This window comes from Paenibacillus sp. FSL R7-0273, from assembly GCF_000758625.1.
In the GTDB taxonomy this organism is placed as follows: domain Bacteria; phylum Bacillota; class Bacilli; order Paenibacillales; family Paenibacillaceae; genus Paenibacillus_AQ.
Window position 1 is genome coordinate 5,167,447 of the sequence record NZ_CP009283.1, and the last position, 24,489, is coordinate 5,191,935.

The window sequence follows — 24,489 nt, forward strand, 5'->3', positions numbered from 1 at the left end:
CTAGTTGCTCAGCACTCTTGCATGAAGCTGACATAATTTAAATAGGTGCGCTTTCTGCTACACCTGACAACATTAGCTGCACTCTGTACAGCTATTTCAGTCATTTTTGCTCCTCTAACTGTTTTAAGTGTACTCCGTACACCTATTTTGGCCGATTAGGCTTGTTTAGTCCGGTTTCATCCGATTTAGCTGCACCGAATGCAGCTATTTCGTCCAAACGCGGATTATCCCTGCTTTTAGTTGCACAAACTGCAGTTATCTAGAGTCAGTCCGCTTTTGCGGGTCTATCCGGGTCTTGGCGGATTCGTCTACCTTAACTTAAAACGCTTTCAAAATATATTTTTCCACCTGGCCTCAATGCCTACTTTTATTATCTATTCTCATCCTATCATGGGCCTCTATGCCGGGAACATTGCCAAATCAGGCAGATTTTTACCCAAATCAAGCCAAACTTCGCTATACTGGAAACGTACAGTGAACCTGAACAGCAAGGAGGAACCGCCTATGGCTTCGGCCTTTTTGCCGCCTGAACTCGGCCAGAACATTAGTGAAATCATCATTCCTGACGTCAAAACAACGCTGAACCTGTTCGGCATGCATCTGCGGACGGTAAGCGGTGCCTGGAGTTATCCAATTCATGCCCACCCGCAGTACGAGTTCAACTATGTGCTTGACGGAGAGCAGCGGGTTATTGTCAACAACCGCAGCTATACGCAGCGTGCCGGGGATCTGGTGCTTTTGAGACCGGGAGACTCGCATTCCAGCCTGAGCGGTAATGGACGGCCGTTCACGTATTTTTGTATCCATTTTGATATCGACGATAAAATTCTCATCTCGCTCTTAAGCCGGCTGCATCATGTACTCTTTCCGGCTGACAGCACGATTGCCCATAAGCTAACGCCCTCGCTCACCAGACTTGTGGATATTTCCCATCAGATTCAGGGTGACATAACAATGTCCCAGCGGATGAGGCTGCAGTCTGCCGTATTTGACCTATTTGCCCAGCTGTGGGAAGCTTTCTCTATTGAGGCCAACCTGTATGCATCCGCCAGCTATGAAAAGGTCGAGCTTGCCCACCAGATCCGCAGCCGCCTGCAGGGTCTTGTCTATCAGCAGTTCAAGCAGAATACGCAGGATGATAAGACACTTGGCGTCGATGATATCGCAGCAGAGCTGGGCATCAGCTCCTCGCACTGCTACCGGGTGTTCCGCCAGGTGTTCGGCCTCTCCCCGAGAGAGTTCTTATCCCAGCAGATGCTGCATGAGGCCAAGGTGCTGCTGGACGATCTCCGTCTGCCGGTCAGCCACATCTCTGCAATTCTCGGCTACCGGGATATCGCCCACTTCAGCCGCCAGTTCAAGCGCTGGTACGGCAAATCACCGCGCGAGTACCGCGAAGGAGGTTCATTATGAGACAGCTATATATGAAGCAGAAGGTATTTAGTCTAAGCGGAAAATTCACTGTAAAGAACCAGCAGGAGCAGGATGTCTATCTGGTAGAAGGCAGCTTTATGCAGATCCCCAAAACATTCTCCATTATGAATGTCCGAAGAGAAGAAGTCGCACTGATTACGAAAAAGGTGTTCAGCTTTCTGCCGAAGTTTTTTGTCGAGGTGAACGGCCGGGAAGTGCTGACGATTAAGAAGGAATTTTCTTTTCTAAAAGCGCGCTATACCATTGATTCGGCTGGCATCGAGGTACGCGGGAACTGGTGGGACATGGACTTCCAGGTCATACAGCACGGTTCAGTTATTGGTGAGGTCAACAAGGAGTGGTTCACCTGGGGGGATAGCTACAGGATTCATATCTTGAATGAGCAAATGGAGGCCATTATGATTGCGATTGTTGTGGCGATTGATTGTGTGAAGGCTGATGATGCGGCGGGGGCTGGCTCGCAGTAACCGTTATTTCCGCAAATAAAAAACACCTCCAGGAACCTTGCCTTAACGGCAGAGCTTGTCCTCCTGGAGGTGTTTCTATTATTTCATCCAATGCGGCGGCTTATCCTAATCCAGCCCATCCGCCGACAGATCCCCGCCGTTACTGGCAATGACCTGCTTGTACCAGTGGAAGCTCTTCTTCCTGCTCCGCTGCAGGGTACCGTTGCCGGCATTGTCCTTGTCGACATAGATGTAGCCGTAGCGCTTGGTCATCTCGCCGGTTGAGGCGCTGACCAGATCGATCGGGCCCCAGCTAGTGTAGCCGATGATCTCGACACCGTCCTCAATCGCTTCGCCCATGGCGGCAATATGCCGCTGCAGATAGTCGATCCGGTAGTCGTCGGCTACCTCACCGCCGGGACCGGGTACATCGGCAGCACCCAGCCCGTTCTCGACCACAAACAGCGGCTTCTGGTAGCGGTCATACAGCTGATTGGCCGTAATGCGGAAGCCGAGCGGGTCAATCGTCCAGCCCCAGGCTGACTTCTGGAGATACGGATTATCCACTGAGCCGAATACATTGCCGCTGGTCATCCGGCCCAGCACCTCAGGGTCCGTGCTGGCAGTCCGGCTGGCATAATAGCTGAAGCCGATGTAATCCACCGTATTGTGCTTCAGCAGCTCCTCATCGCCCTGCTCCATCTCAACCGCGATTCCGTTATCCCTAAAAAATCTTTTGGCATAGCCGGGATACGCCCCGCGGGATTGAACATCGATGAAAAAGAAGGATTCGCGGTCCTTATTCATCGCATCCCATACATCCTCCGGATTGCACACATACGGATAAGTGGATCCGGCGGCCAGCATACAGCCAATCTGCGCATCGGGGATAAGCTCATGACAAGCCTTCACCGCCAGCGCGCTCGCCACCAGCTGATGATGGGCCGCCTGATACTGGATCTGCCGCTTATCCTCCCCCTCACCAAAGACCAGCCCCGCGCCGACAAACGGCAGATGCAGCAGCATGTTAATTTCATTGAAGGTCATCCAGTACTTCACTTTGTCCTTATAGCGTGTAAACAGCGTAATGGCATACCGCTCAAACAACCCTACCAGCTCGCGGCTTCTCCAGCTTCCGTACGTCTGCACCAGATGAACCGGCACATCGAAATGCGCGATTGTCACCACCGGCTGTATCCCGTATTTTAGCAGCTCATCGAACAGGTTATCATAGAACTCTAGCCCCGGCTCATTTGGCTCAGCATCATTTCCATTCGGAAAAATCCGCGCCCAGGACACCGACACACGCAGCGCCTTAAAGCCCATTTCCGCGAACAGCGCAATATCCTCTTTATAGCTGTGATAAAAGCCGATCGCTTCATGCGACGGGTACATCAGCCCCGGCTGCGGCTCAAAAGCATCCAGCTTCCCGCCCATCACAGGCCAGCGCTGCGGCCCGGACGGAATCAGATCCACCGTGGTCAGCCCTTTGCCGTCCTCCCGGTAAGCCCCTTCTGTCTGATTGGCCGCAATTGCGCCGCCCCACAGAAACCCTGCGGGAAAAGTATATTTTGACATAATATTATGCTCCTTCTCCTTCTGTTTCAGCTGCTGCTACCGCAGCATCACCGGACCCAGCAGCCCTGACGGCTCGTGGATCATGTACTGGGACAAGAAATCCTGCTCTTGCTTGCCGAGGTTATTTGTTACCTCAATCACCAGCCGGTTTTCGCCAACAACCAGCGCGCTGCCTGCATCAAAGATGTACGGCGGGCAGATTTTGACCCCCAGCTGCTGACCGTTAAGCGTAACCTCGGCTACCTCATACACGCGTCCCAGATCAAGCACGGTATTGGCCGAAGCTGCTTCCTCCAAAGTAAACGCCAGCTCATACCGCATCGTTCCGGAGAACCGCGCCTTGCCTTCCACTCTGGAGATATCCTGCAGCGAAACCAGCGTCTGCTCTGCTGAAAAGGACGGATAAGCTGTGGCTGCGGCAAAAGATACGTTCCATTCTCCACTTATTTCTGCTGGTTCATTTGCCTGCTGGAGAGCCGGAGCTGCTCCCGCTTTCTCCCGGCTCTCCAGCACAACAACGGATTCATACGGATGCAGCACCAGCTGAACCGCAGTTTTGCCATCAGCCTGCGACTGCGATACCAGTTTAACCTGATTGGAGAAGCCGTCATAAGCAACAACCGGACGATCCCCGCTCAGCGTCACTGTCGTTTCGATCACCTTGTAAGGATCTTCATTGAAGAACATGTACACATCGCCTTCGGCCTGACGGTAATGATAGCTGCGCAGGTACGGCTGATGCTCTGAGGTGTGCACATCGTGATGGCCTTCTTGTATCAGCTGGGCCGTAAAATCCTCCAGCCCGCATACCGCCGCCTGCTCCAGCAGTGTGCCGTCCACCTGCTCCCCGTGCTCATTTCTCACCGGAAGCCCGTCAATGAACTGCACCCGGATACCGGCATCCGTGAACACCTTAACCCGCTCCAGCAGCGCCTGCGGCAATGCCCCGGCATAAGGGATGACCAGCGCGCTGAACGTCTGTCCGTTAATCGTATACGTGCCGCTGCCTAGCTCAGCCTGTGCAATCAGATCCGCCGGAATGACATCGAACTCGATCTGGTGCTGCGCCAGCTCCTTCGCCGGCTTCTGGAACAGCATATACTCACCCAGCCATTCCGCTTCCGCATGATACAGCAATCCAACATTAGCAACATGCCGCCCCCCGTTCAGCAGATGGCTGATCCGGTTCAGATAATCAAACAGCACGCTCATGAACCGGTACTGCGGATTATGGCCTCTGGCATCGAGATGCGGCGGGCAGTCGGGATCCGGGAACTCTTTTGGCGAAAAGGCATGGGGTACAAAATGGGTCACGCCACGCACCAGCATATGGTCGGTAATCCACTTCATCAGCTTAATGCCTTCCGCCCACCCGTAAGCCCCGTAGACCTCGCACATGGTGCGGTTCCGCTTTTTGGGATCGAGATGGCCGAGTGAGGCGCCCATTTTGGCCAGTCCATAGTGGAAAAACTCCCCGTCCCAGCCCTTCGCCGTCATCGATTTGAACGGTCCTTTGTCCATGCCCGGCATAATCTGGTTCAGTACCACGTCGATGCCGGCCATATCCTGCTCCCAGATTGCTCTGAATAAATGTCCTGCCCCGTAACCGAGCCGCGCATGCGCATTGTTGTCCTCGATCAGATGGCCGATGTACTCTACGCCGTGCTCCCGGCACCAGGCTGCCAGTGTTCCGGTGAACGCTTCACCGTACATCCGGCTTACAATGTCCATGTATTTGTAGCGGATGGCGTGCTCTGCACCCTCTGCCTCCACGGTTGAGAGCAGCGGCAGCAGCAGCCGTTCCTCCCCAGTGAACCTGTCCTGCAGACCTTCCTTCCAAGGCAGCACCATTTCTGCCCGGCCGATCGAGCCAAAAGCCCCGTGCATATTGCCGAACCGCGGCTCATCCGAGAAAAACCCGGCAAACGTCCGGCCGAAATCCGCCGCATAACGGGCATAATGCGATTCGTAGACCTCATTGATCAGCACCTTTACAGCCTCGGGATCAAGCGGATTCAGATAACCTTCGGTGTGGGGCTCCCCGCCGTGGATCGTCTCCAGCAGGATGAATATCCGCCAGTCTCCTTCCGGGATGTCCCAGTAGAGCACGCCGTCCTGCTCATGGGAGCTGACATCAACAAAACTCGCCGGATCGACGCTGTTCTCGCCTGTTCTCCGGGCTGCGATGATGCCGAGGATTTTGTCTTTTACGGCCACAGGCGCTGCAGTCAGGCTCATCCGGTTGCCGGGGCTGCCCCATTTTACGAGAAATGAAGCGTCCTGCAGCGGACCTACGAAATCGAGCTGGTGGATTTTAAGATATTTTTTGACCAGCTCGGGATGATCTGATTTGATCTTTCCGTTCGCATAGCCCGTAGGGAAGTGGGAGTCGTCCAGCAGCCATACCTTCATATCACGGCGGCGGGCCTCATCCATAATAATGTCCATATCGCGCCACCAGCCCTCACCGCAGAAATCGGGGTGCGGCCGGGACTCCACGCAGACAGCGTGTATACCGGACTCCTGAATTTTGGCGACTGATTCTCTTAAAAGCGCCTCCGGCTCTCCATGCAGCCACAGAAAAGGAAGCACGTAGTTTTCCTGTTTATTTTCTAAAACCTCAGTAAGTCTTTTCATAAAGGCTCCACTCCTGTCTATTTCGTCTATATATCTATCTGTTCGCTCTGGAACACGGATTATTAATTTGACTTACCAAACTTAACTTCATATAGTTATTGGAAAAAGGGGGACTGCAGCCATGCAGAGAGATGAATTAAGGCGGCGGCTATACGAGCTGTCGGAGAGCGAGCACCGTCACCGGAAGGACCCTGACAAGGGCCTGCTGATATTCGAGCAAATGAACCGGACGGTGAATATCACCGGAAGCCCGGTATACATTCTGGATCTGGACCCTTATTCAACCCAGGCGTGGAGAGACTCCAAATTTCCTGCTAACTCCACCAACTCTTTTCACATCAACCAGATGACGATCCGCCAGCATTCCCGTTACAGTAAAATTCCGATGCATATCCATAACTACGTGGAAATCAATTACGTCTACTCCGGCCAGTGCAAGCAGATTATCGACGGCAAACACGTTACCCTGCGGGAGGGTGATCTGTGCATGCTCGACACCAATGTGCCGCATACCATTCTCGACACAACCGAGGACGATATCATCATCAACCTCATTATGCTGAAGCCGTTCTTCACCACAGGTTTTCTGAGCAGGCTGGCGACGACCGGGATCATTTCCAATTTCATCGTGAATGCGATCTCGCAGATTCATAATCACAACCGCCACATTATTTTTCATACCGGGAATGAAACCTCATTCAAGGAGACGATGGAGAGCCTGATGTGCGAGACCTTTGATCCGGGCTTCTGCTCCAAGGAGATTATCGAATCCTATATGGTCATTGTGTTCAGCAAGCTGCTGCAGTCGTTCCAGGGCGGTCAGGACAAGGACTACGGTGATGATACCGGCAAGGCTAATCTGATCAGGATCCTGAAATACCTGGAGGACCATTACAAGGATGTCACCCTGATCTCCGTAGCCGGGCATTTCAATTTTCACCCCAATTACTTTAGCAGCTATCTGAGAAAAGCGACCGGAAGAACGTTCAAGGAGCTTGTGCAGATCCAGCGGATGACCAGCGCCGGTCTCCTCCTGACCAATACTTCGCTTACTGTGGAGGAGGTGGCCGGTGAGGTCGGCTACAACAATCTCGGCTTCTTTTATAAAAAATTCGTGGCTTATTACGGCCAAACGCCGAGCGATTACCGCAAGCAGCACCGGTAGTACAGTATGATTAGCGGATGCTGAGAACCAGCTCGCCTGTCTTGGCTTCGCGGCTGCGGTCTGCCTTGAGCTCAACCGATTCATGATCAGCTGTATTTGTCACGATAACCGGAGTCGTCACCTCAAACTTGTTGTCCCGGATCATGTTCCAGTCGACAACGGCCAGCAGCTGGCCTTTTTGGACACGATCATTCTCCTGGACTTTAAGCTCAAACGGCGCGCCCTTCAGCTTAACCGTATTAATTCCCATATGGATCAGCAGCTCCACACCGTCATCCGACACCATTGCAACCGCATGCTTGGAGTTCGCCACGGTTACTACCGTACCGTCGAACGGCGCGTAAACCTTATTGTCTGCTGGAATGACGGCATAACCGCTGCCCATCGCACCGCTTGCGAAGGCTTCATCCGGCACCTCGCTGAGCGGGATAATCGTACCTTGGATGGAGTTGTAGACCTGGGTTTTTGTACCCATTGTGGCTGCTAATGCGGTGTTGCTCGCTCCAGAAGCCGCAGGTGCTTTTGCCGGAGTCTCCTGCTTGTCCTTGAAGCCGAACAGATAGGTGAGCACGGTTGCGATAACAACGGCCACCGCACTTGCAATGACATAGGCATAGAAGCTGTTGTCGAGCCCTGCAGGATTAATGAACAGCGGAGCTGCAAAAATCCCCCCGCCGCCGAAGCCGAACATCTTCGCACTCATCGCCGCAGTAATACCGCCGCCTACAGCCCCGGCAATTCCCGCCATGGCAAAGGGCTTTTTGTACGGAAGCGAGATCCCGTAAATCGCCGGCTCTGTTACACCCATGAAAGCGGATATGGCGGCCGGACCGGCAATGCTGCGCACCTTCGCATTTCTTGACTTCAGGAACACCCCGAGCGCCGCACCAACCTGCGCAAATACAGAGGCACTCAGAATCGCATTCACCGGATCATACTGGAGCGTTGTAATATTGTTGATCAGCACCGGGATAAAAGCATAATGCAGGCCGAAGATGACAATCAGCTGCCACAGCCCGCCGAGAACAACACCGGCAACGACCGGACTGAGGTTATAAATCCACATGGTCGCATCTGCCAGCAGACTGCTCGCTTCCGTCAGCACCGGACCCACCAGCAGGAAGGTCAGAATCCCGGTAATCAGAATGGTAAAGAGCGGTACGAAGAACAGCCTCAGGGAGGCGGGAAGCTTGCGCTCAAACCATTTCTCCAGCTTCGCCGCAACCCAGGCGGCCAGAATAATCGGGAACAGCGATGAGGTGTAGCTGGCCAGCACAATAGGAATGCCGGCAAACGTCAGGCTATCACCTGCGTTGTAGGCGGTAATAACCGACGGATAGACCAGCGCGGCGCCGATGGCTGCCGGGATAAACGGATTGCCGCCGAATTTCCGGCCGGCCGAGAAGCCGACAATAATCGGCATGAAATAGAACAACCCGTCTCCGAGCGCATTGAGCAAAATATAAGTGCCGTCTGTTGCCGCCAGCCAGTCCAGTGCTGTCGCCAATCCCAGCATCCCTTTGATAATCCCGGCAGCGGCCAGCAGGCCGATGATCGGTGAGATAATGCCGACGATTACATCGACGAAGCGGTTAAAGGCATTTTTCTTTTTGCCGGATGGCGCTGCTTCTGCATCATTCGGCACGACCGCTCCGCCGAGCTGGTCCGTGACCTCTTTATAGACCTCTTTGACCTTGTTGCCGATGACAACCTGGTATTGGCCTCCGCTTTTGACCACTGTCATAACGCCGTCCAGATTATTGATCGTGTCCGTCTGGGCGGCGGATTCATCCTTAAGCGTAAATCTTAACCGGGTGACACAATGCTCCAGGTGGCTGATGTTGCTCCGGCCCCCGACATTCCGGATAATCTCCCCCGCTAATTTCTGACTGTCCATATTAGACCCTCCCTGTTTCTGAAAAAAGGATATGAAGGAAAACGCTGGCATCTGCTGCTTAATAGGATTTCATTTCTGCATGCCAATCATTCCAAGTTTAGTGTAAAGCGTGTACCGTAGAGCGTTTACAATGAGGCTTAAGCGGATATTCCCAGGTTAGGCCTTTACCCTTGAATACCCTTACAAGGCTATGATAACAAACGGGGACAAGGTAAGGTATCGTCAGTTCTTAATGAATTCACTTACCAAACTTAAGGTTGGAGGAAGCGGTTACGGGGAAGGCGCGGGGAATGTGGCGGGGGTTGGAGGGGCGTATGGGCGGGGGTTTGGGTGGAGTGTGGTGGTAGTGTGTGGATAGGCTGGAAGCGGGAATAGGAGTAGCTTATTGGGTTGAGGTGTGTGTGGAGTGTGGCGGTAGTGTGTGATAGGCTGCGGTGCGGGATCGGAGTAACTTATTGGGTTGAGGTGTGCGTGGAGTGTCGCGGTAGTGCGTGGACGAAGTGGCTGTAAAATATGGGTTACACTACTACAATATCTATCTGCAGCCGCTGAACTCTTGGAGGGCAGGACTCGGCAGTTACGCCGGCTGCTTTAAACACAATAGGTTGTTGCGAAGTTAAGTAATATGATTAACAGCGTCCGGCTTACGGACTCAGATGCGCTTATTTGCAGCAAAAGGCGTGTTTCCGCAGGCTAACGGACTCCAGTGACCTTATCTCTCATTTTTCTGCGAATAAAGCACCGTCAGGCTGGAAATAAGAGCATTACGGTCCGTTAGCCAGCTCAGACGTGCTGATTTCCACAAGTAACGGCTCTCGTGTCCGTTAGAAAAAGAGGAAGCTACAGAGGGGCGGTGTTTCTTCCCGGTTTCTCACGGGTTACGGGTTTGTTTAGTCAAATTACTAAGGATCAACACTCTTTCCGGCTGCAACCTTTGCTCTTATACAACGTCAGATAAGTATTACGGAGGTGAATTCTTATGCGCAGAGTAGCCCTGCTTGCTCTTATAATAATGTTTTTCCTGCCTGCCGGCAGATCCAATGCCCTATCCTGCGCCGAATTGCCGACGGTTGAAAAAGCATATGAGTATTACGACGGCATCGTGATCGGACAGGTGGATAAGGTGTCCCGGAGTAACGACGATTCCTCCAATGAGATCCATATCAGGGTTAAGCGAAGCTTTAAAACCATAACGGAGCGGTCGCTCATCCTGAAGGAAAACATCACCTGGGGCGCGCTCAACGGACCGAGCGAGACGGGCAAGGACTACCTGTTCTATCTCAAGCAGACAGACGGAGAGTGGGAAAATCCTTTATGCTCGCCTTCCGCCCTAATCAGCAGTGATTCTGCCGGGCCGGAGTATTTGCAGAATAAGGAGCTTACCCTGCTGCCTGCTCCGCAGCCGCCTGCAGATAACAGCCCTTTAGCTGAGAAAACTCCCATCGATGCCTGGACCATCGGCGGCTTAGTGGTCATCGGTATATTAACGGCTGCAACGATTGTCCGGTACCATAAGAAGAGGGGTTAAACCTTCGTTAAATCTGTATTTGATAAGAACTCCTGTATTTGAAAAGAGGGAGCTGCTCTCCGCTTTATGGAGAACAGCTCCCTTGTCTTATATTTTCGCTTGAAAACCTACTATTTCAGAATACCGAAATCATGAAGCAGCTGACGGTTATCCAGTGCAGGCAGGTCTAGCGGGCCGCGAAGCTTCTCCAGCTTCTCCAGTAAATCCTCTTCGTTCGCATAGACGTAAGGACTCTTCCATTGGGACTCCAGCGTGATCAGCTCACTTGTGGCGGGCTTCATCGTCTTGTAGTTCAGAATCCAGCTGACCAGCTGATCCTTGTCGATATCCGTGCGGATATTATCACCGAGAATATCAATGATCTCGCCCCACTTGGTTATACCGCTAACGGAATCCAGCTTGTCGAGGATCAGGTTCAGCACTTCCTGCTGCCGTTCATTGCGCGAAAAGTCGGACGATTCTGCAGTTCCGCGGTTGGATTTACGGTAACGGACGAAATCGAGCACCTCTTTGCCGTTTAGGTGCTGCATCCCTTTTTTAAGATTAATATTGGTGCCATCCGCATTATCCACATACCGCATATCCATCGGCACATCGATATCCAGCCCGCCCAGCTCATCCACAATGCTGCTGAAGGCCGCAAAATTAACCAGGATCATATGATCAATGTCCATCTGCAGCAGGCTGCCATAGAATTCTCTCGTCTTCTGCAAATCTTCACCCTTGTTATGGGCATAGTAATAGGCATAATAATAGTTTGCTTTGTGCGTGCCAAGCTCGCTGCTTGTAAGCTTCAAATCCCGGGGAATAGACAAAATGGACAGACGTCTGGTAGCAGGTTCATAGACAACCGGCATAATAACATCCGTGTTCATCGTCCCGCCGCTGCCGCTCCTGTTGTCAACGCCGGCCAGCAGGAACGTAAGGGGCTTGTTCGTCTCCTCCGCCGAAGCAGGCTGTGCATCCGCCGTAGCTGCCGGAGCAGGGGATGCAGGACCAGCTGTTTCACCAGGGGCTGTTCCCGATGCCGAAATCCGGTCCAGCGCCCGTTCTGCCTTAAAATACAATGTTCCGGCATATACAGCGCCGGCAATCAGGCATGTGCCGAGTACTGCAGCCGTGCTGATCAACACCTTGCGGCTGCGGGTTGTGCTGCGCTGCGCTTTCTTTCTCTTGCTTCGTGCTTCCATTCCCTTCCTCCTGCTTGCTATGTATTAACTGTTATAAGTTGAAAACTATTATACCATATGCTGCTAGAGGTCCTCAAAAAGCATAGTCTCACATGCATGGTGCGGCAAAAGGTGTATAATAAGGGGAATCTACTGAAAAAGGATGTCATAACATGCTTCTCAAGCTGAACCGTATACTTAACCGGATGATGCCGTTAATTACACCGCTTAGTGTGCTTACCGGAGTGCTCTGCGGCAGCGCCCTGACCCCTTATACCCACTTATCCCCCTGGCTGTTTGCCTTTATGACCTTTGCCGGGAGCATCAGCCTTGGTGTCAAGGATTTCGTAAATGTACTCAAAAAACCGCTGCCCCTGTTCGTCTGTCTGTTTATCCTCCATATTGCGATGCCGCTGGTCGCTTTCGGGCTCGGAAATCTGCTGTATTATACAGATCACTTTACCATTACCGGCCTGGTGCTGGCCGCTGTTATCCCTACCGGGATCAGCAGCTTTATCTGGGTCAGCATTTACAAAGGCAACACCGCCCTTACACTGTCCATCATTCTTATTGATACCCTGCTTGCCCCGTTTATTGTCCCGGGGGTATTATCTGTGCTGATCGGAACCAGCGTAGAGATGGATACATGGGCGATGATGAGCAGCCTCTTCTGGATGATAGTAGTGCCTTCTCTGCTTGGAATGGTGCTCAATGAATGGAGCAAGGGTGCAGTCGCTCCGGTCTGGAGCCCGCGCCTGAATCCCTTCTCCAAGCTGTTCATGGCCGTTGTCATTATGATTAACGGGTCGGTGATCTCGCCGTACCTGGCTAATATTGACCTCAAGCTGGTCGGGCTGGCAACCGTGATCGTGTTCATGGCCTCCACCGGCTACGTTCTCTGCTTCCTGACCGCCAGGATGCTGCGCTGGAATGAAGCTGACGAGGTCGCGCTGATCTTCAACGGCGGCATGCGCAATATCAGCGCCGGTGCTGTCCTCGCTGTATCCTATTTTCCGGCTCCGGTTGCTGTGCCGGTAGTTCTCGGCATGGTATTCCAGCAGCTGCTCGCTTCGCTGGCCGGCTTCATTCTCGGCCGGCGCTCCAAAGTCAGCCATCCGGCAGACCGGACCTCAGCGGCCTAGCCGCGGTTACCGCGAGCGCAGCAGCGTAATCTGTCTGGCCAAGTACGCAGGGGTATAAGGCATATCCCTGCGCAGCCATTTGACGATGGTGCCGATCAGCGCTGCGGAGCCGTACCAGAGCGCAATATCCCGCTGTACTGCCGACTCCGGATTCCCCCCTTGGCGTGCAAGCCGCGACGTAATCATATCCTCGATCAATTTTACCAGCCTGTCCGTAAAAATCGTGCTGTGCCTAAAGGTTAATGTCACCTTATACAGCCGCGAGTTAGCCTCAATATGCTTCAGCAGGCTCTCCAGCAGCGGCCATTCCTCTCCCGACGCCTGTTCGGGATGACTGCTTACCACCTTATAAATATCCTCCACCATCTCATCCGCCATTCTCTCCAGCATATCGGGCAAATCCCGGTAATGCAGATAAAAGGTCACCCGGTTAATCCCCGCCCGCTCAGCAATGCGGTTCACCGAGATTTTCTCGATATCCATTTCCTCCAGCAATTCGATCAGTGCATTCTTCAGCAATTGGCGCGTGCGCAATACGCGGGGATCGGTACGCGGCGTTTCATTATCCATTCTGTTCCCTCACTCCCTCACCTTAAAAAAGCAAACTACAATTCACGTGAAAATGTCTCATATGATCAGGTTAGGCTACAGTCCTCAGGAGACTGTCAATTACTTTACACTTTTTCTGAAAGCGTTGCTTGATTACATGAAAATTTCAACTATAATATGTTTTATGCATTGTAAACTATACAACACCTTGTAAATTAAGTCCATGCAGTAAGGGTAACAGGAAAGGAAGGATGGCGTGAAATGAGCACAGTAACAGACAACAATAATCCCATAAAAAAAGGCCCCATCTTGTTCATTATGATTCTGGGTGCTTTTCTGGCGACGCTGAATCAGACGGTCATGAGTGTTGCTGTTCCGGGACTGATGAAGGATTTCGGCATCGCTGCCTCGACAGCCCAATGGCTGACCACCGGCTATATGCTCGTTAACGGGGTACTGATCCCGATTACAGCCTTCCTGATGCAGCGCTTCACTACCCGTGAGCTGTTTCAGACCTCGATGTTTGTTTTCCTGGCGGGGACGGTGGTATCGGCGCTTGCCTCTAGCTTCCCGGTCTTGCTGACCGGACGGATGATCCAGGCAGCCGGGGCCGGCATTATTATGCCGCTGCTGACCAATGTAATCCTGGCCCTTTTCCCCCGGGAAAAGCGGGGCGCGGCGATGGGCATGGTCGGGCTGGCTATTATTTTTGCGCCGGCAATCGGCCCGACACTGGCCGGATATATTCTGGAGCATTACAGCTGGGAGACTATGTTCTACGGCATGATTCCTTTGACGCTCATAGTCATCGTCTGCGGATTCATCTATCTGCGCAATGTATCTGAGCGGACTTATCCCAAAATCGACCTGATCAGCGTAGTCCTCTCCACCGCCGGGTTCGGCATGCTGCTGTACGGCTTCAGCCAGGCTGCCGGCAGCGGCTGGTCAAGCAGCGAGGTTCTGCTGACACTGGGTACAGGAATTGTTGCACTCGCCCTGTTTGTATGGCGGCAGCTGGCTTCGCAGAATCCGCTGCTTGATCTGCGTGCCTTCAAATACAACATGTTCAGCCTGACCACGCTGATCAGCGTTGCGGTTACAATCGTAATGTATGCGGATATGATGCTCCTTCCGCTCTATCTGCAGAACGCCCGCGGCTACACTGCGCTGGAATCCGGCCTGCTGCTTCTGCCGGGCGCACTGATCATGGGGCTTCTGATGCCGGTTACCGGCAAGCTGTTCGACCGGTTCGGAGCAAAATGGCTGGCTGTCACCGGCCTGCTCATCATGATCCTCACAACGCTCGGCTTCGTGAACCTGACCGATTCGACCAGCTTCACTTATCTGGTGCTGATGTCTACCGGCCGGCGGATCGGGATGGCGCTGCTGCTGATGCCGATCCAGACACTCGGCCTGAACCAGCTGCCGTCGAAGCTGAACGCGCACGGCACCGCCATCTCCAATACAACCAGACAGGTAGCCGGCGCTGTCGGAACCTCTCTGCTGGTTACGGTAATGACGAGCCGCACGACCGTACACATGAAGGAGATGCTGGCTGCAGGCGGTGCCCAGGGCGGCACGCAGGAGCATATGATTATGGAAGCATCCATCCAGGGGATTAATGATGCCTACCTGGTTATCGTAGGCATCGGCATCCTCGGCCTGCTGCTCTCCTTCTTCATCAAGAAGGTCGGGCCGGCCGCAGGCAAACAATCCGGCCAGCCGCTTAAGCAGGCTGTGACGGAGAACGTCTGAGCTGCGGAGCGCTGCCCAAGGGGGAATGTACAGAAACAACGGGACTTTTACCGTTGTTTCACACCTCCCGGGGCACATTCGCCAAAACAACGGGACTTTTACCGTTGTTCCGCACCTCCCGGGGCACATTCGCCAAAACAACGGGACTTTTACCGTTGTTTCACACCTCCCGGGGCGCATTCGCCAAAACAACGGGACTTTTACCGTTGTTCCGCACCTCCCGGGGCGGCACTGCATCCAAAGAGAGCCCAGACGGCAAAACAGCCGCTGGGCTCTCTTTTCACATGCTATAGAACCGCCTGCTTGTTTACTGTGTCTTCTTCAGCTGTGCCCGGCGGTAGCGCATTACCTTTTTATACATGGATTTGTTCTTCAGCTGGTTAAAAATATACGGATCCGGCATCATGTTTACCTCGATAATCCACGGAATCAGCGACCGGTCCAGACCTACGTCCACACCAATCTGATGAATTTTCGGGTACGTCTTCTGCATATGGGCTGCCATGCGCACACCAAGCGTATTCAGCTCCTCTGTAAGCTGGGCCAGCCGGTGCGGGGACAAATGGCTCTGGAGCAGTGTTTCAATGGCCATCGGCTTGCCGCCGCTGTGGTAGTTCGTCACAATTTTGCGCGGATGGCCCAGACGGCCGATAATGCCGGTAGCCTCCAAGGCTCCCTTCGGACTTACCTGTACCATCACCCGGATGTCAAAGCGGCGGCTGTTATGCTTCAGCAGATGAATGCCCTTTTGAATCAGGTATTTTTTGCGGCCTGCTTTCTTCGCCAGACTTTTATGGAACGCTTCAAACGTATCAAACTGGCGGACGGTCTCCTCATACTGGTAAGTAAAGCCCCCCCGTTCTCCCCGCTCAGCACGGATCACTCCGTTCCCGTAGGTTCCCCGCTCCGGCTTCACGTAGATCATTCCGTAGCTGTAAATCATCTGCTCCAGATTGCTTTTGCTGAATCTCCGGGTGTCCGGAATATAGCGCTTAATGAAACTGCTCCGCAGCAGCAGCTTGGTCTTAAACCATTTACTTTGTAGAGGATCAGCCTTGATTGCCTTCACATCAGCACGCTCCTGTCCGGGAAAGACGGTATGCCTCCCCTGAATTACATCTCAGTGCATCCTATGCGGCAACAGCACCAGTGGAATGAACCATTTGTCCTGTGGCGGCGGATTAACTTTAAAGTCCGTCTTGCCCTGTCACCGCCTGCGCTTAGGGCATATTTTAGTGCAGACGCTAAAGTGTCAATTCACGTACGGAGATGAAACGAATGTCATCCATTTCAGCAAACGGAGCGGTTAGCGCCCCCGCTATTGACGTCCTGATCCCGGCCATTGAAAAAGATCTGGCAACCCTTCCCTTTGTAATCGACAGTCTGCGCCGCCATGTCCGCCATCCGATCAGTCACATCTACATCGTTTCACCGTCCAGCAGCAGAATCCGGGAGCTATGCGCACGCAAAAATTGTATTTTTGTCGATGAAGCCACCGTCCTGCCGTTCTCTAACCAAGACATCCATTACTCCTCCGCCCGCTGGAACCGGTCCGGCTGGCTGTATCAGCAATTGCTGAAAATGAATGGGGACCGCATCTGCCGGGAGTCTTTTTTTCTGGTCATTGATGCAGACACCGTGCTGATCCGCCCCCACCGCTTCCGCTCAGCAGGCAAAACCGTGTTTTATTGCCGGAACTGGAGCCAGCCGGAGTATTTCCGTACGTACAAGAAGCTGCTTGGGAGCGCCGCCCCTTCCCCCAGGTCTTTTGTGACCCATTACATGCTGTTTGAAAGACAGAAGCTGGCCGCCTTGAAAAAAACAATTGAAGCACGGCACGGGCTGCCCTGGCATGCAGCCATCCTCCGCAGCATCAATAAGAAAAAGCAGTTTGGCTTCTCCGAATATGAAACGTATGCCAACTATGTATACAGCCGCAGCCGCACTTCCGTGCTGCTGAGAAACGCAAACAACAAATCGCTGCACAGTCCCGCAGCCAGCCTGAAGGATGATCAAATCCGCAAGCTGGCCCGTACCTACCGCTCGCTGTCCTTTCATCAGCGTAAAGGCTATTCCATCCCCGCCCGGCATTAAGGAGGCTTACTGTATGCACCATACCATTCTGCTCTGCGGCGGCTCCGGGCAGCGGCTCTGGCCGCTCTCCGGTGAGATCCGCTCCAAAATGTTTCTTGATCTGCTCCCCGCACCGGACGGAGGCACGGAATCCATGCTCGGACGGGTATGCCGCCAGCTTACGCAGGCAGGACTGGGCGGGTCCGCCCTGTTCGTGACCCATAAGGATCAGCAGGCTCTTGTCGGGCGCTATACCGGCAGCGCCTATCCGGTTATCGGGGAGCCGTATAAACGCGGGACCTTTACAGCGGCTGCACTTGGAGTTCTACACTTGTATACGACAGGAAAAGCAAAGCCGGAGGACACGATAGGCGTGGCTCCGGCTGATATGTTCGCGGACGATGATTTCTTTCAGTTATTCCATCAGTTTGCCGGCGTGCTGACCGCTTCCGGGGCCGAGCTTGCGTTGCTAGGGACAAGGCCCGCCCATCCCTCCGACCAGTACGGTTACATCGTCCCAGGTGAAGCAGCCTCCGGCGGCTACGCTCCGGTGATTTCCTTTGAAGAAAAGCCCGGACGCACCCGGGCGGAGGAGCTGATCGGCAGGCAGGCACTCTGGAACTGCGGAGTGTTTGCTTTCCGCCTCAGCTTTATGCTGTCCCAGCTGGCACAGATGGGCCTGCCGGCTGAGGTTGACGCGTTCACGTGCCTGTATGCCGGCCTGCCGGTTCGCAGCTTCGACAAGGAGATTGCAGAACGCTGCAGCCGGGCTGTAGTCCTGAAACATGAAGGCCGGTGGGGCGATCTCGGAAGCTGGTCAGCCCTGAGCGAAGAGCTGCAGCAGCCGGTAACCGGCCAAGGCGGAATCTGGGGGGAATCCCCCGATTCCGTGATCATTAACGAGTTGAGCCTTCCGCTGCATGTGATTGGCGTGCCGGGCATTGTCGCTGCAGCAAGCCCTGAAGGCATTCTGATTGCGGGCAGACATGAGGCCAATGCAATCAAGGAAATCCTGCAGCAGAATCCGGCTCAGCCGCGATATGGGGAAAGCGGCTGGGGAAGCTGCACTATACTGGACCGCACGGACGGCGTACCAGAACAGGCAGTGACACTTAAGCTGTGTATCCTGCCGGAGCACGAGCTGCCCGAGACCTCCTGCCGGCATTCCCGCAAGCACTGGCTTATTACAGCAGGACAAGGGGAAATCCTGCGGAACGGACTCAGCACCGAGGCGCATCCGGGCGATTGCTTCACCTTTAAGCAGGGGGAGCGGCATGGGATCAGAGCCCATACCGCTATAGAGCTGATTGAAATCCGAATGCTCGGCGAGGGTGATGAGGAGTCATTTTACACCTAAACTGCCCGGCTCCGCTCTGCCATCAGACCGTCTCTTCGCGCAGATCATGCTCCATGAACAGAATGTCCCGTTTCATTTCCTTCATGCCCTGACGAGATATTCTGCCGCTCTCGAACATGGCCTGCAGGCCGTCGCGCTCCAGCTGAATGCCGATCCGCGCCAGCTCCTGCATGGATTCGCCGTACTCTTCACGGCTGCCGGTATAGGCTTCGCCCCTTGTCAGCCGCAGCAGCATCCGTTCATATTGTAGTTTAAACGTACTGACTGCCTCAATGTCCGGTCCGCCCTCAGCGAGCAGAGCGTTCAGCTGCCCAAGCACATAAGTAACATTCCGGATGCGCAGCCGGGTGAGCTCAGCGCGTCTTTGCCGCCTGCTGAGCCGGGCCTGCTGCAGAAGGCCGACCATCTCATCCCAGTGCTTAACCGGAAAAAGCTCCCGCTTATACCGGACATCACGGGTATGCATAAACAACAGCCTGTTCATCCGGTTCAGGTATCTGTGGCCGGTGTACGGGTCAACCTCCTTATGCTCCAGCGCCAGCAGCGTGTTCTCCCGCTCCCACTTCATTACTGACAGGCCCAGTGTACGCTGCACCTCATCCTTCCGGTCATCCTTACGCAGCATGCGGATTCTCGAGGTATACGCGCTGATAATCTGGACCGAGGCGAGCCGGTTCTGCTCAGTGGATAATTCGTTCAATCCGGTGATCACACCCTGCAGAATTTCGATTTTGGCCTGTGTCTCTTCTTCTTCCTGCGCGGTCTCCGTCTCCGCTCCGAGCAGCAGCGGCAGCAGATAATTGGACGCCAGCAGCGTCCATAAGATAACGCCGGACGCCAGGAAAATGATCAAATCCCGGGACGGAAAAGCTGTACCGTCATCGAGAAAAAACGGCAGGGACAGTGTACTGGCCAACGTAATCGTTCCGCGTACACCGGACAGCGTGATGATCAGCGCAGTTCTGAATCTGCTTTTTCGCGGGCTGTGATCTGCTCCGCCTTCTCCAGGCACCTTCATCAGCAGCACCCAGATCAGCCGCAGGCCCAGCACTGCTAATGTAAGGAGCAGCGTGTACAGGATCACCCTGACATTGCCGATCTCCGGGCTGTTCCAGATCGTCTGTATAATGTCCGGCAGCTGTGTCCCGAGCAGCAGGAAGACCAGGCCGTTCAGCACAAAGATGATGACTGACCAGGTGCTTTTGGAAACTACACGCAGCTTAGCGACCTCGGGATTCATTTTTTTATAATTGAAGGAATGGGCGATACCCGCAGCAACTACAGCCAGGATTCCGTTGACTCCCAGCTCCTCGGCCGCCAGAAAGATCAGAAAAGGAGTCAAAAGCTCAATCAGCATATGCAGGGTAACGTTCTCCATCCCCAGCCTGCGCAGCCATTTAACAACGCCATATTTCATTAGCGTAAGCAGCAGGCCCAGCACCACGCCGCCCAGTGAAATAGCGAGGAAGCTTAGCCCGGCTGATCTAAAGGAGAACATTCCCGTAGCCATCGCGGCCGCTGCAAACTGGAACGAGACCAGGCCGGATGCATCGTTAATCAGCGATTCTCCCTCCAGAAGCTGCATCGTACGGTGGGGGATCTTTACTTTCTGCTCCAGCGCGCCTACCGCAACGGCATCCGTCGGCGCCAGGGCCGCTGCCAGTGCAAAGGAAGCCGCCAGCGGAATAACGGGCAGCAGCCAGTTCACGAAATAACCGACGATGCCGACCGTTACAAAGACAAGCCCAAGCGCCAGCAGAAGGATCGGCTTCCGCAGGCTCCAGAGCGCCTCCTTATCGGCATGACGCCCGTCATTGAACAGCAGCGGAGCAATGAACAGCAGCAGGAACAGCTCCGGATTGAGCGTTAACTCGAAATGCACCGGCAGCAGCGTGATCGCTACCCCCAGCGCAATCTGGATAATCGGCACGGAAACCGACGGAATGAACCGGTTCACCAGATTGGACACGGCCAGCGCCGCCAGCATCAGCAGTATGTATTCAAATAATTCCAAAAGCTCTCTACCCCCATCATCTTTAGTCAGGCTTAGTGTAAACAAACAATGCAAACGGAATGTAAACAGGCCGTATATTTTTTATCGGCAGGCTGCCGTGAGATTAGGTGGTTTTTGGATTTATGGAAATTAGGTATCGACAATCCACTTAATTTCTTTAATGAAGCTCCTCAAATCCAAACAAATGACTCCTCTCCAGCGCTTGTCGTTTGACCAGCACTGAACAGGAGTCATTATAGGACGTTATGTCCGCTTGTCTTGGCAAATTTACGGCAGCCCCAGCCATGCCCAGCTCAGTACGTTTGTTACAGCGGCTGCGTTGGCGGAACCTCAGGCGGTACCGGGGCCGGAATCTCCGGCTGCTCACGGGGAACGATCTCTGGCGGAATCTCAGCCGGCTTCGGCTCCGGTATCCGCTCTGGGTCGACCTCGGGCACAACCTTCGGGGGAAGCTCGGGCGGCAGATCCTTATTCATATTCATTGCAACGCACCTCCTTCCTTCCTGATACCCCTTTATACCCGGCAGGGCTTTTTTCAAACGGCAGCTCAGTTGCAGGAGCAGTTCTTTTGAGTTGCCGGTTGTCTCCGGCTCTCCCGGATGTTAAGCTGAAACCCAGAGATGCATACAAAGGAGCCTTCACCGATCATGTGGATTACTCTGTAACGATTAACTATGCGCAAGCCCCGCCAGCATATCCTCTAATCCGAATGGAGGAACAGATATGACACCTGCACCAAAACTTATTCTAATTGAAGGCCTGCCCGGCTCCGGCAAAACTACAACCGCTGCACTGGTTCAAGAGCTGCTGGCTGGGCAAAACATCAGTGCCCGGCTGTTTCTGGAAGGAAACCTGGAGCATCCCGCGGATTACGACGGGGTTGCCTGTTTTGAGGAGCATGAATTTGCAGAGCTGCTGGACAGCTTTGATCAATACAGAGATTTCTTGAATCAACACATCATCCGCCAGGATGGCCGCTGCTTTTTGGGATACCGCAAATTGCAGCAGCAATACGGCCCGGAATTCCCGGATGACGCCGGGCTGCTGAATGCTATTGTTCAAAAAGATATTTATGAGCTGCCGCTCGGAGACAACAGAAAGCTAATCACCGACAAGTGGAGGAAGTTCACTGCAGAGGCTGCAGCAGGATGTGAAACCTACATTTTTGACTGCTGCTTCATCCAGAATCCCGTAACGGCTGGAATGGTTAAATATGGCGCTGACAGCGAGACTGTCACTAGCTACGTAACCGGGCTCGCTGACATTATAGTGCCGCTCAATCCGCTGCTGATCTACGTTACACAGCATGATCTTGACCATTCTTTCAGAAAGGCTGTCCAGGAACGCCCGCCAGAATGGTCACAGGGATTCTTTACGTATTATACGAACCAGGGCTACGGTGCGCGGCACCAGTGCTCGGGCTTAGAAGGTACCATACAGGTGCTTAAAGCACGCCAAGAGCTGGAAGCTGATATTTACAGCAGCCTGACCATCGCCAAGCATAGGGCGGATAATTCCGCTTTTGACAGTGAGGGCTACAAGCAGGTGATTGGCGGGATTCTGGAAGAGTATTTCAGTGGTTAACCGGTTCACGTACCTGAAGCTGTGACACCGCATATGTCAACTCTGTCAGAGCTGAGCTGATATCTGCTATAATGAGCTGCATTTCTTCGTAAGGAGGGACAAACTCCGTGCCGAACTCAAATGTATAACTGTAAACTTTAGGCTTGGACGGATCTGTCAGATGACGGCTATAGGCATAATCCTGTGTAGTCCCGCTGGTGTAATACATTTTCGCTGACTCTTCCACTATATAAGACTTGCCCCGCACAGCCTTTAATGCTTCATTCATCCGGTTGCCAAGCTCCCGTTCGAGCTTCTCATCCTGAGGTGAAATATATTCCCTGTAGCGTTCCCTCATCATAGGTGCTTCAGAATCAGCGCTCCCCCTATAAGCATCATACTCATGGTTCTGAAAGTTCTGGCGGGGATTTACGGTCTGGTTATCATCATCCCCCCAGTTATACAGAATTTTCTGCCCGTAGCTGTGAATGTCTGCATAAAACCGGATTTGCGGATACGTATCCAAGAGATACTTAATATTTTGTGATTCCGGCTCTGAGAACGGGGCGGGCCCAAGGTAAGTTAGACTTCTTGTATCAGTTGATGTACCGATCCCGCTTCCCCATAAAAAGTCAAAGTTCCGGTTGAGGTCAACGCCCATTGGTGTTCCATCAGCACCAGGCCGGCGGTTTTTCCGCCACCAGAAGCCGTTTCCGGTTACCATATCATCGGTCGAACGTTGTTCATGATTATTCTGGCAATAGATCTTGCCGTCCGGATTAACCTCCGGGAAAATAATCAGGTCAACCGCATCGAGTGCCTGCTTGATTTGTTCATAGGCAAAGCTTTTATTGCCATACTGGACAGGAACCTTTCTGGTATAAGCTTCAACAAGCTTGTTCAGCAGGTTGAGGCAAATATCCGACCCGCCCCATTCCCGGGCGTGTACATTTCCAGTTATAAGGATGGCCGGCTTCGCTGAAGCCCGGCGCGGACCTGCGCTGAGTATAACAGCCCGGCAAGTCCGGTTCTCCCACGTCCGGTTAGGCAGCGTAATCAGTGATACCAGCTCAGGATACTGCCGGTTTAATTGCGTCAGTGTGTTGTCGATTTCATCCACAGTCATATAACCCCGGACCTTCTCAGCAGTATAATCTCCGGCATGGCTGCCAGCAGATTCATACCGGTTACCATGGTATACCTCCTGTAGCCGCTGAGCCGGAATATCGGTAGCATCCAGTTCAATTTCCAGTGAATAACCCGCTTTCTTCAGCTGCTCTACCTGTTCTTCCGTCAGCAGGCCGGACACAGAATAATCCGCTTCCGTCAGCTGCACCGCACTGCTTCTTACTATATCCAGATCATAACCTTCCAGTTCATGCAGCTTGTCCAGTGATGCGGCATGAATTACCGTCTGTAATATTCTCACGTTTGTATCCGCCCCTTCTGTATTTGTATTAAAAAGGCTGGCGAACCGCATGATTCAGGTCCGCCAGTCTGATTATTTCGACATTTCTGCAATCTGGACAGTTTTATGGCTGCACTGGCTCACCGGGCGCTCCATATGTCCTTTGTCATCGGTGCACCAGGACTGGGACTGGAAGGCGAGGAACATGCCGAGCCACTTATTCTCATCCTCGAAATGAATCATAATTCCGCCGTCCTGCCAGATTCCATCGTCTCTTCTAAAGGCATCCACATTCCCTTGATTCATGTGAATGTTATGCATGCCGCCTGGAAACGGCTCACCGTAAACATAGATTTTGGCAGATTGATTATCAATAGCTCTCCGAAGATAGGCATCTACCTTCTCGTTCAAGTCGTTATCGGGTCCATTTACATCATAAGGCAGCGCGATCATCTGCTTAGGCTCGAACAAGCCGCCGCGGATATAGTCCAAGGCAATTTCATGATTAAGCGATGTCTTAATTTCAGTAAATCCGTCCTCTAAAGTCTGCAAATGGGTAATTTGTTCCGATTTGAATTTATCACCAACAAGATAGAGCAGCTCTGACGGGTTTTTTTTGGATTTTACGTTGATAGCCAATTCGTAGGTTTTTCCCTCAGCCTCAACCTGTGCATGATAATGCGGCGTAGCATCATTACTGCGCGGCGCAGGTGTACCTTTAGTAATTTTTCCTTTTAACACTCCGTATGGTCTAAGTGGCATTATTATAGTCTC

Annotated in this window: 19 protein-coding genes; 9 read left to right on the forward strand and 10 right to left on the reverse strand. The window is 53.2% G+C overall.

Features of this window, described 5'->3' with window-relative positions:
* Positions 1-504: 504 nt before the first annotated feature.
* Positions 505-1,413 (forward strand): helix-turn-helix domain-containing protein, encoded by a 909-nt coding sequence (locus tag R70723_RS22410; RefSeq protein ID WP_039875528.1) that lies wholly within the window; start codon positions 505-507, stop codon positions 1,411-1,413.
* Positions 1,410-1,901 carry an LURP-one-related/scramblase family protein gene (locus R70723_RS22415; RefSeq protein ID WP_039875530.1) on the forward strand — a complete coding sequence of 164 codons (492 nt, stop codon included), beginning with the start codon at positions 1,410-1,412 and terminating at the stop codon, positions 1,899-1,901. Before R70723_RS22410 ends, R70723_RS22415 begins: the two co-directional genes overlap by 4 nt.
* Before the next feature lie 105 nt (positions 1,902-2,006).
* Here R70723_RS22415 and R70723_RS22420 read toward each other — a convergent pair whose 3' ends face one another.
* Entirely contained in the window at positions 2,007-3,458 is a 1,452-nt protein-coding gene (locus R70723_RS22420) for a 6-phospho-beta-glucosidase (RefSeq protein WP_039875531.1), read from the reverse strand.
* 36 nt (positions 3,459-3,494) lie between these two features.
* Complete coding sequence (locus R70723_RS22425) at positions 3,495-6,095, reverse strand: glycosylhydrolase-like jelly roll fold domain-containing protein (protein WP_039875532.1); 2,601 nt, start codon at positions 6,093-6,095, stop codon at positions 3,495-3,497.
* Positions 6,096-6,216: 121 nt separating this feature from the next.
* Between R70723_RS22425 and R70723_RS22430 the strand changes: the two genes are divergently transcribed.
* A complete protein-coding gene (locus tag R70723_RS22430) occupies positions 6,217-7,260 on the forward strand; it encodes an AraC family transcriptional regulator (protein WP_039875533.1) in 1,044 nt (347 codons plus the stop codon).
* Between the two features lie 10 nt (positions 7,261-7,270).
* On the opposite strand, the gene R70723_RS22435 is transcribed toward R70723_RS22430, so the two are convergent.
* Positions 7,271-9,157 (reverse strand): beta-glucoside-specific PTS transporter subunit IIABC, encoded by a 1,887-nt coding sequence (locus tag R70723_RS22435; protein ID WP_039875534.1) that lies wholly within the window; start codon positions 9,155-9,157, stop codon positions 7,271-7,273.
* A gap of 979 nt (positions 9,158-10,136) precedes the next feature.
* Here R70723_RS22435 and R70723_RS22440 point away from each other — a divergent pair.
* Entirely contained in the window at positions 10,137-10,685 is a 549-nt protein-coding gene (locus tag R70723_RS22440; protein ID WP_039875537.1) for a hypothetical protein, read from the forward strand.
* Positions 10,686-10,795: 110 nt separating this feature from the next.
* Here the strand turns inward: R70723_RS22440 and R70723_RS22445 are convergent, their stop codons facing one another.
* The gene (locus tag R70723_RS22445; RefSeq protein WP_052421428.1) at positions 10,796-11,875 is read right to left on the reverse strand and encodes an LCP family protein; all 1,080 of its coding nucleotides are present in this window, start codon (positions 11,873-11,875) and stop codon (positions 10,796-10,798) included.
* 152 nt (positions 11,876-12,027) lie between these two features.
* On the opposite strand from R70723_RS22445, the gene R70723_RS22450 reads away from it, so the two are divergent.
* Positions 12,028-12,996 (forward strand): bile acid:sodium symporter family protein, encoded by a 969-nt coding sequence (locus R70723_RS22450; protein WP_039875540.1) that lies wholly within the window; start codon positions 12,028-12,030, stop codon positions 12,994-12,996.
* Positions 12,997-13,002: 6 nt separating this feature from the next.
* On the opposite strand, the gene R70723_RS22455 is transcribed toward R70723_RS22450, so the two are convergent.
* Positions 13,003-13,566: a TetR/AcrR family transcriptional regulator gene (locus R70723_RS22455; RefSeq protein WP_039875541.1), complete on the reverse strand. Its 564-nt coding sequence runs from the start codon at positions 13,564-13,566 to the stop codon at positions 13,003-13,005.
* A 240-nt stretch (positions 13,567-13,806) separates the two neighbouring features.
* On the opposite strand from R70723_RS22455, the gene R70723_RS22460 reads away from it, so the two are divergent.
* A complete protein-coding gene (locus R70723_RS22460) occupies positions 13,807-15,300 on the forward strand; it encodes a DHA2 family efflux MFS transporter permease subunit (protein ID WP_039875543.1) in 1,494 nt (497 codons plus the stop codon).
* Between the two features lie 307 nt (positions 15,301-15,607).
* Here R70723_RS22460 and R70723_RS22465 read toward each other — a convergent pair whose 3' ends face one another.
* A complete protein-coding gene (locus tag R70723_RS22465; RefSeq protein ID WP_039875546.1) occupies positions 15,608-16,369 on the reverse strand; it encodes a YheC/YheD family protein in 762 nt (253 codons plus the stop codon).
* Positions 16,370-16,578: 209 nt separating this feature from the next.
* Here R70723_RS22465 and R70723_RS22470 point away from each other — a divergent pair, with 209 nt between their 5' ends.
* Both R70723_RS22470 and R70723_RS22475 read left to right on the forward strand, forming a co-directional pair.
* Entirely contained in the window at positions 16,579-17,394 is an 816-nt protein-coding gene (locus R70723_RS22470; protein WP_039875549.1) for a DUF6492 family protein, read from the forward strand.
* A 13-nt stretch (positions 17,395-17,407) separates the two neighbouring features.
* Positions 17,408-18,730, forward strand: a complete 1,323-nt coding sequence (locus tag R70723_RS22475) for a sugar phosphate nucleotidyltransferase (protein WP_039875551.1) — start codon at positions 17,408-17,410, stop codon at positions 18,728-18,730.
* Between the two features lie 22 nt (positions 18,731-18,752).
* Here R70723_RS22475 and R70723_RS22480 read toward each other — a convergent pair whose 3' ends face one another.
* Entirely contained in the window at positions 18,753-20,744 is a 1,992-nt protein-coding gene (locus tag R70723_RS22480) for a Na+/H+ antiporter (RefSeq protein ID WP_039875553.1), read from the reverse strand.
* A gap of 305 nt (positions 20,745-21,049) precedes the next feature.
* On the reverse strand, positions 21,050-21,226 hold the full coding sequence (locus R70723_RS33520; RefSeq protein ID WP_156123836.1) for a hypothetical protein: 177 nt from the start codon (positions 21,224-21,226) through the stop codon (positions 21,050-21,052).
* Between the two features lie 241 nt (positions 21,227-21,467).
* Here R70723_RS33520 and R70723_RS22485 point away from each other — a divergent pair, with 241 nt between their 5' ends.
* Positions 21,468-22,328, forward strand: a complete 861-nt coding sequence (locus R70723_RS22485; RefSeq protein ID WP_039875554.1) for a P-loop NTPase family protein — start codon at positions 21,468-21,470, stop codon at positions 22,326-22,328.
* On the opposite strand, the gene R70723_RS22490 is transcribed toward R70723_RS22485, so the two are convergent.
* Both R70723_RS22490 and R70723_RS22495 read right to left on the reverse strand, forming a co-directional pair.
* Positions 22,318-23,736, reverse strand: a complete 1,419-nt coding sequence (locus R70723_RS22490; protein WP_039879160.1) for a M14 family zinc carboxypeptidase — start codon at positions 23,734-23,736, stop codon at positions 22,318-22,320. The two genes, R70723_RS22485 and R70723_RS22490, sit on opposite strands and share 11 nt — an antisense overlap.
* Before the next feature lie 72 nt (positions 23,737-23,808).
* Entirely contained in the window at positions 23,809-24,477 is a 669-nt protein-coding gene (locus R70723_RS22495; protein ID WP_039875555.1) for a YukJ family protein, read from the reverse strand.
* Between the last annotated feature and the right edge of the window lie 12 nt (positions 24,478-24,489).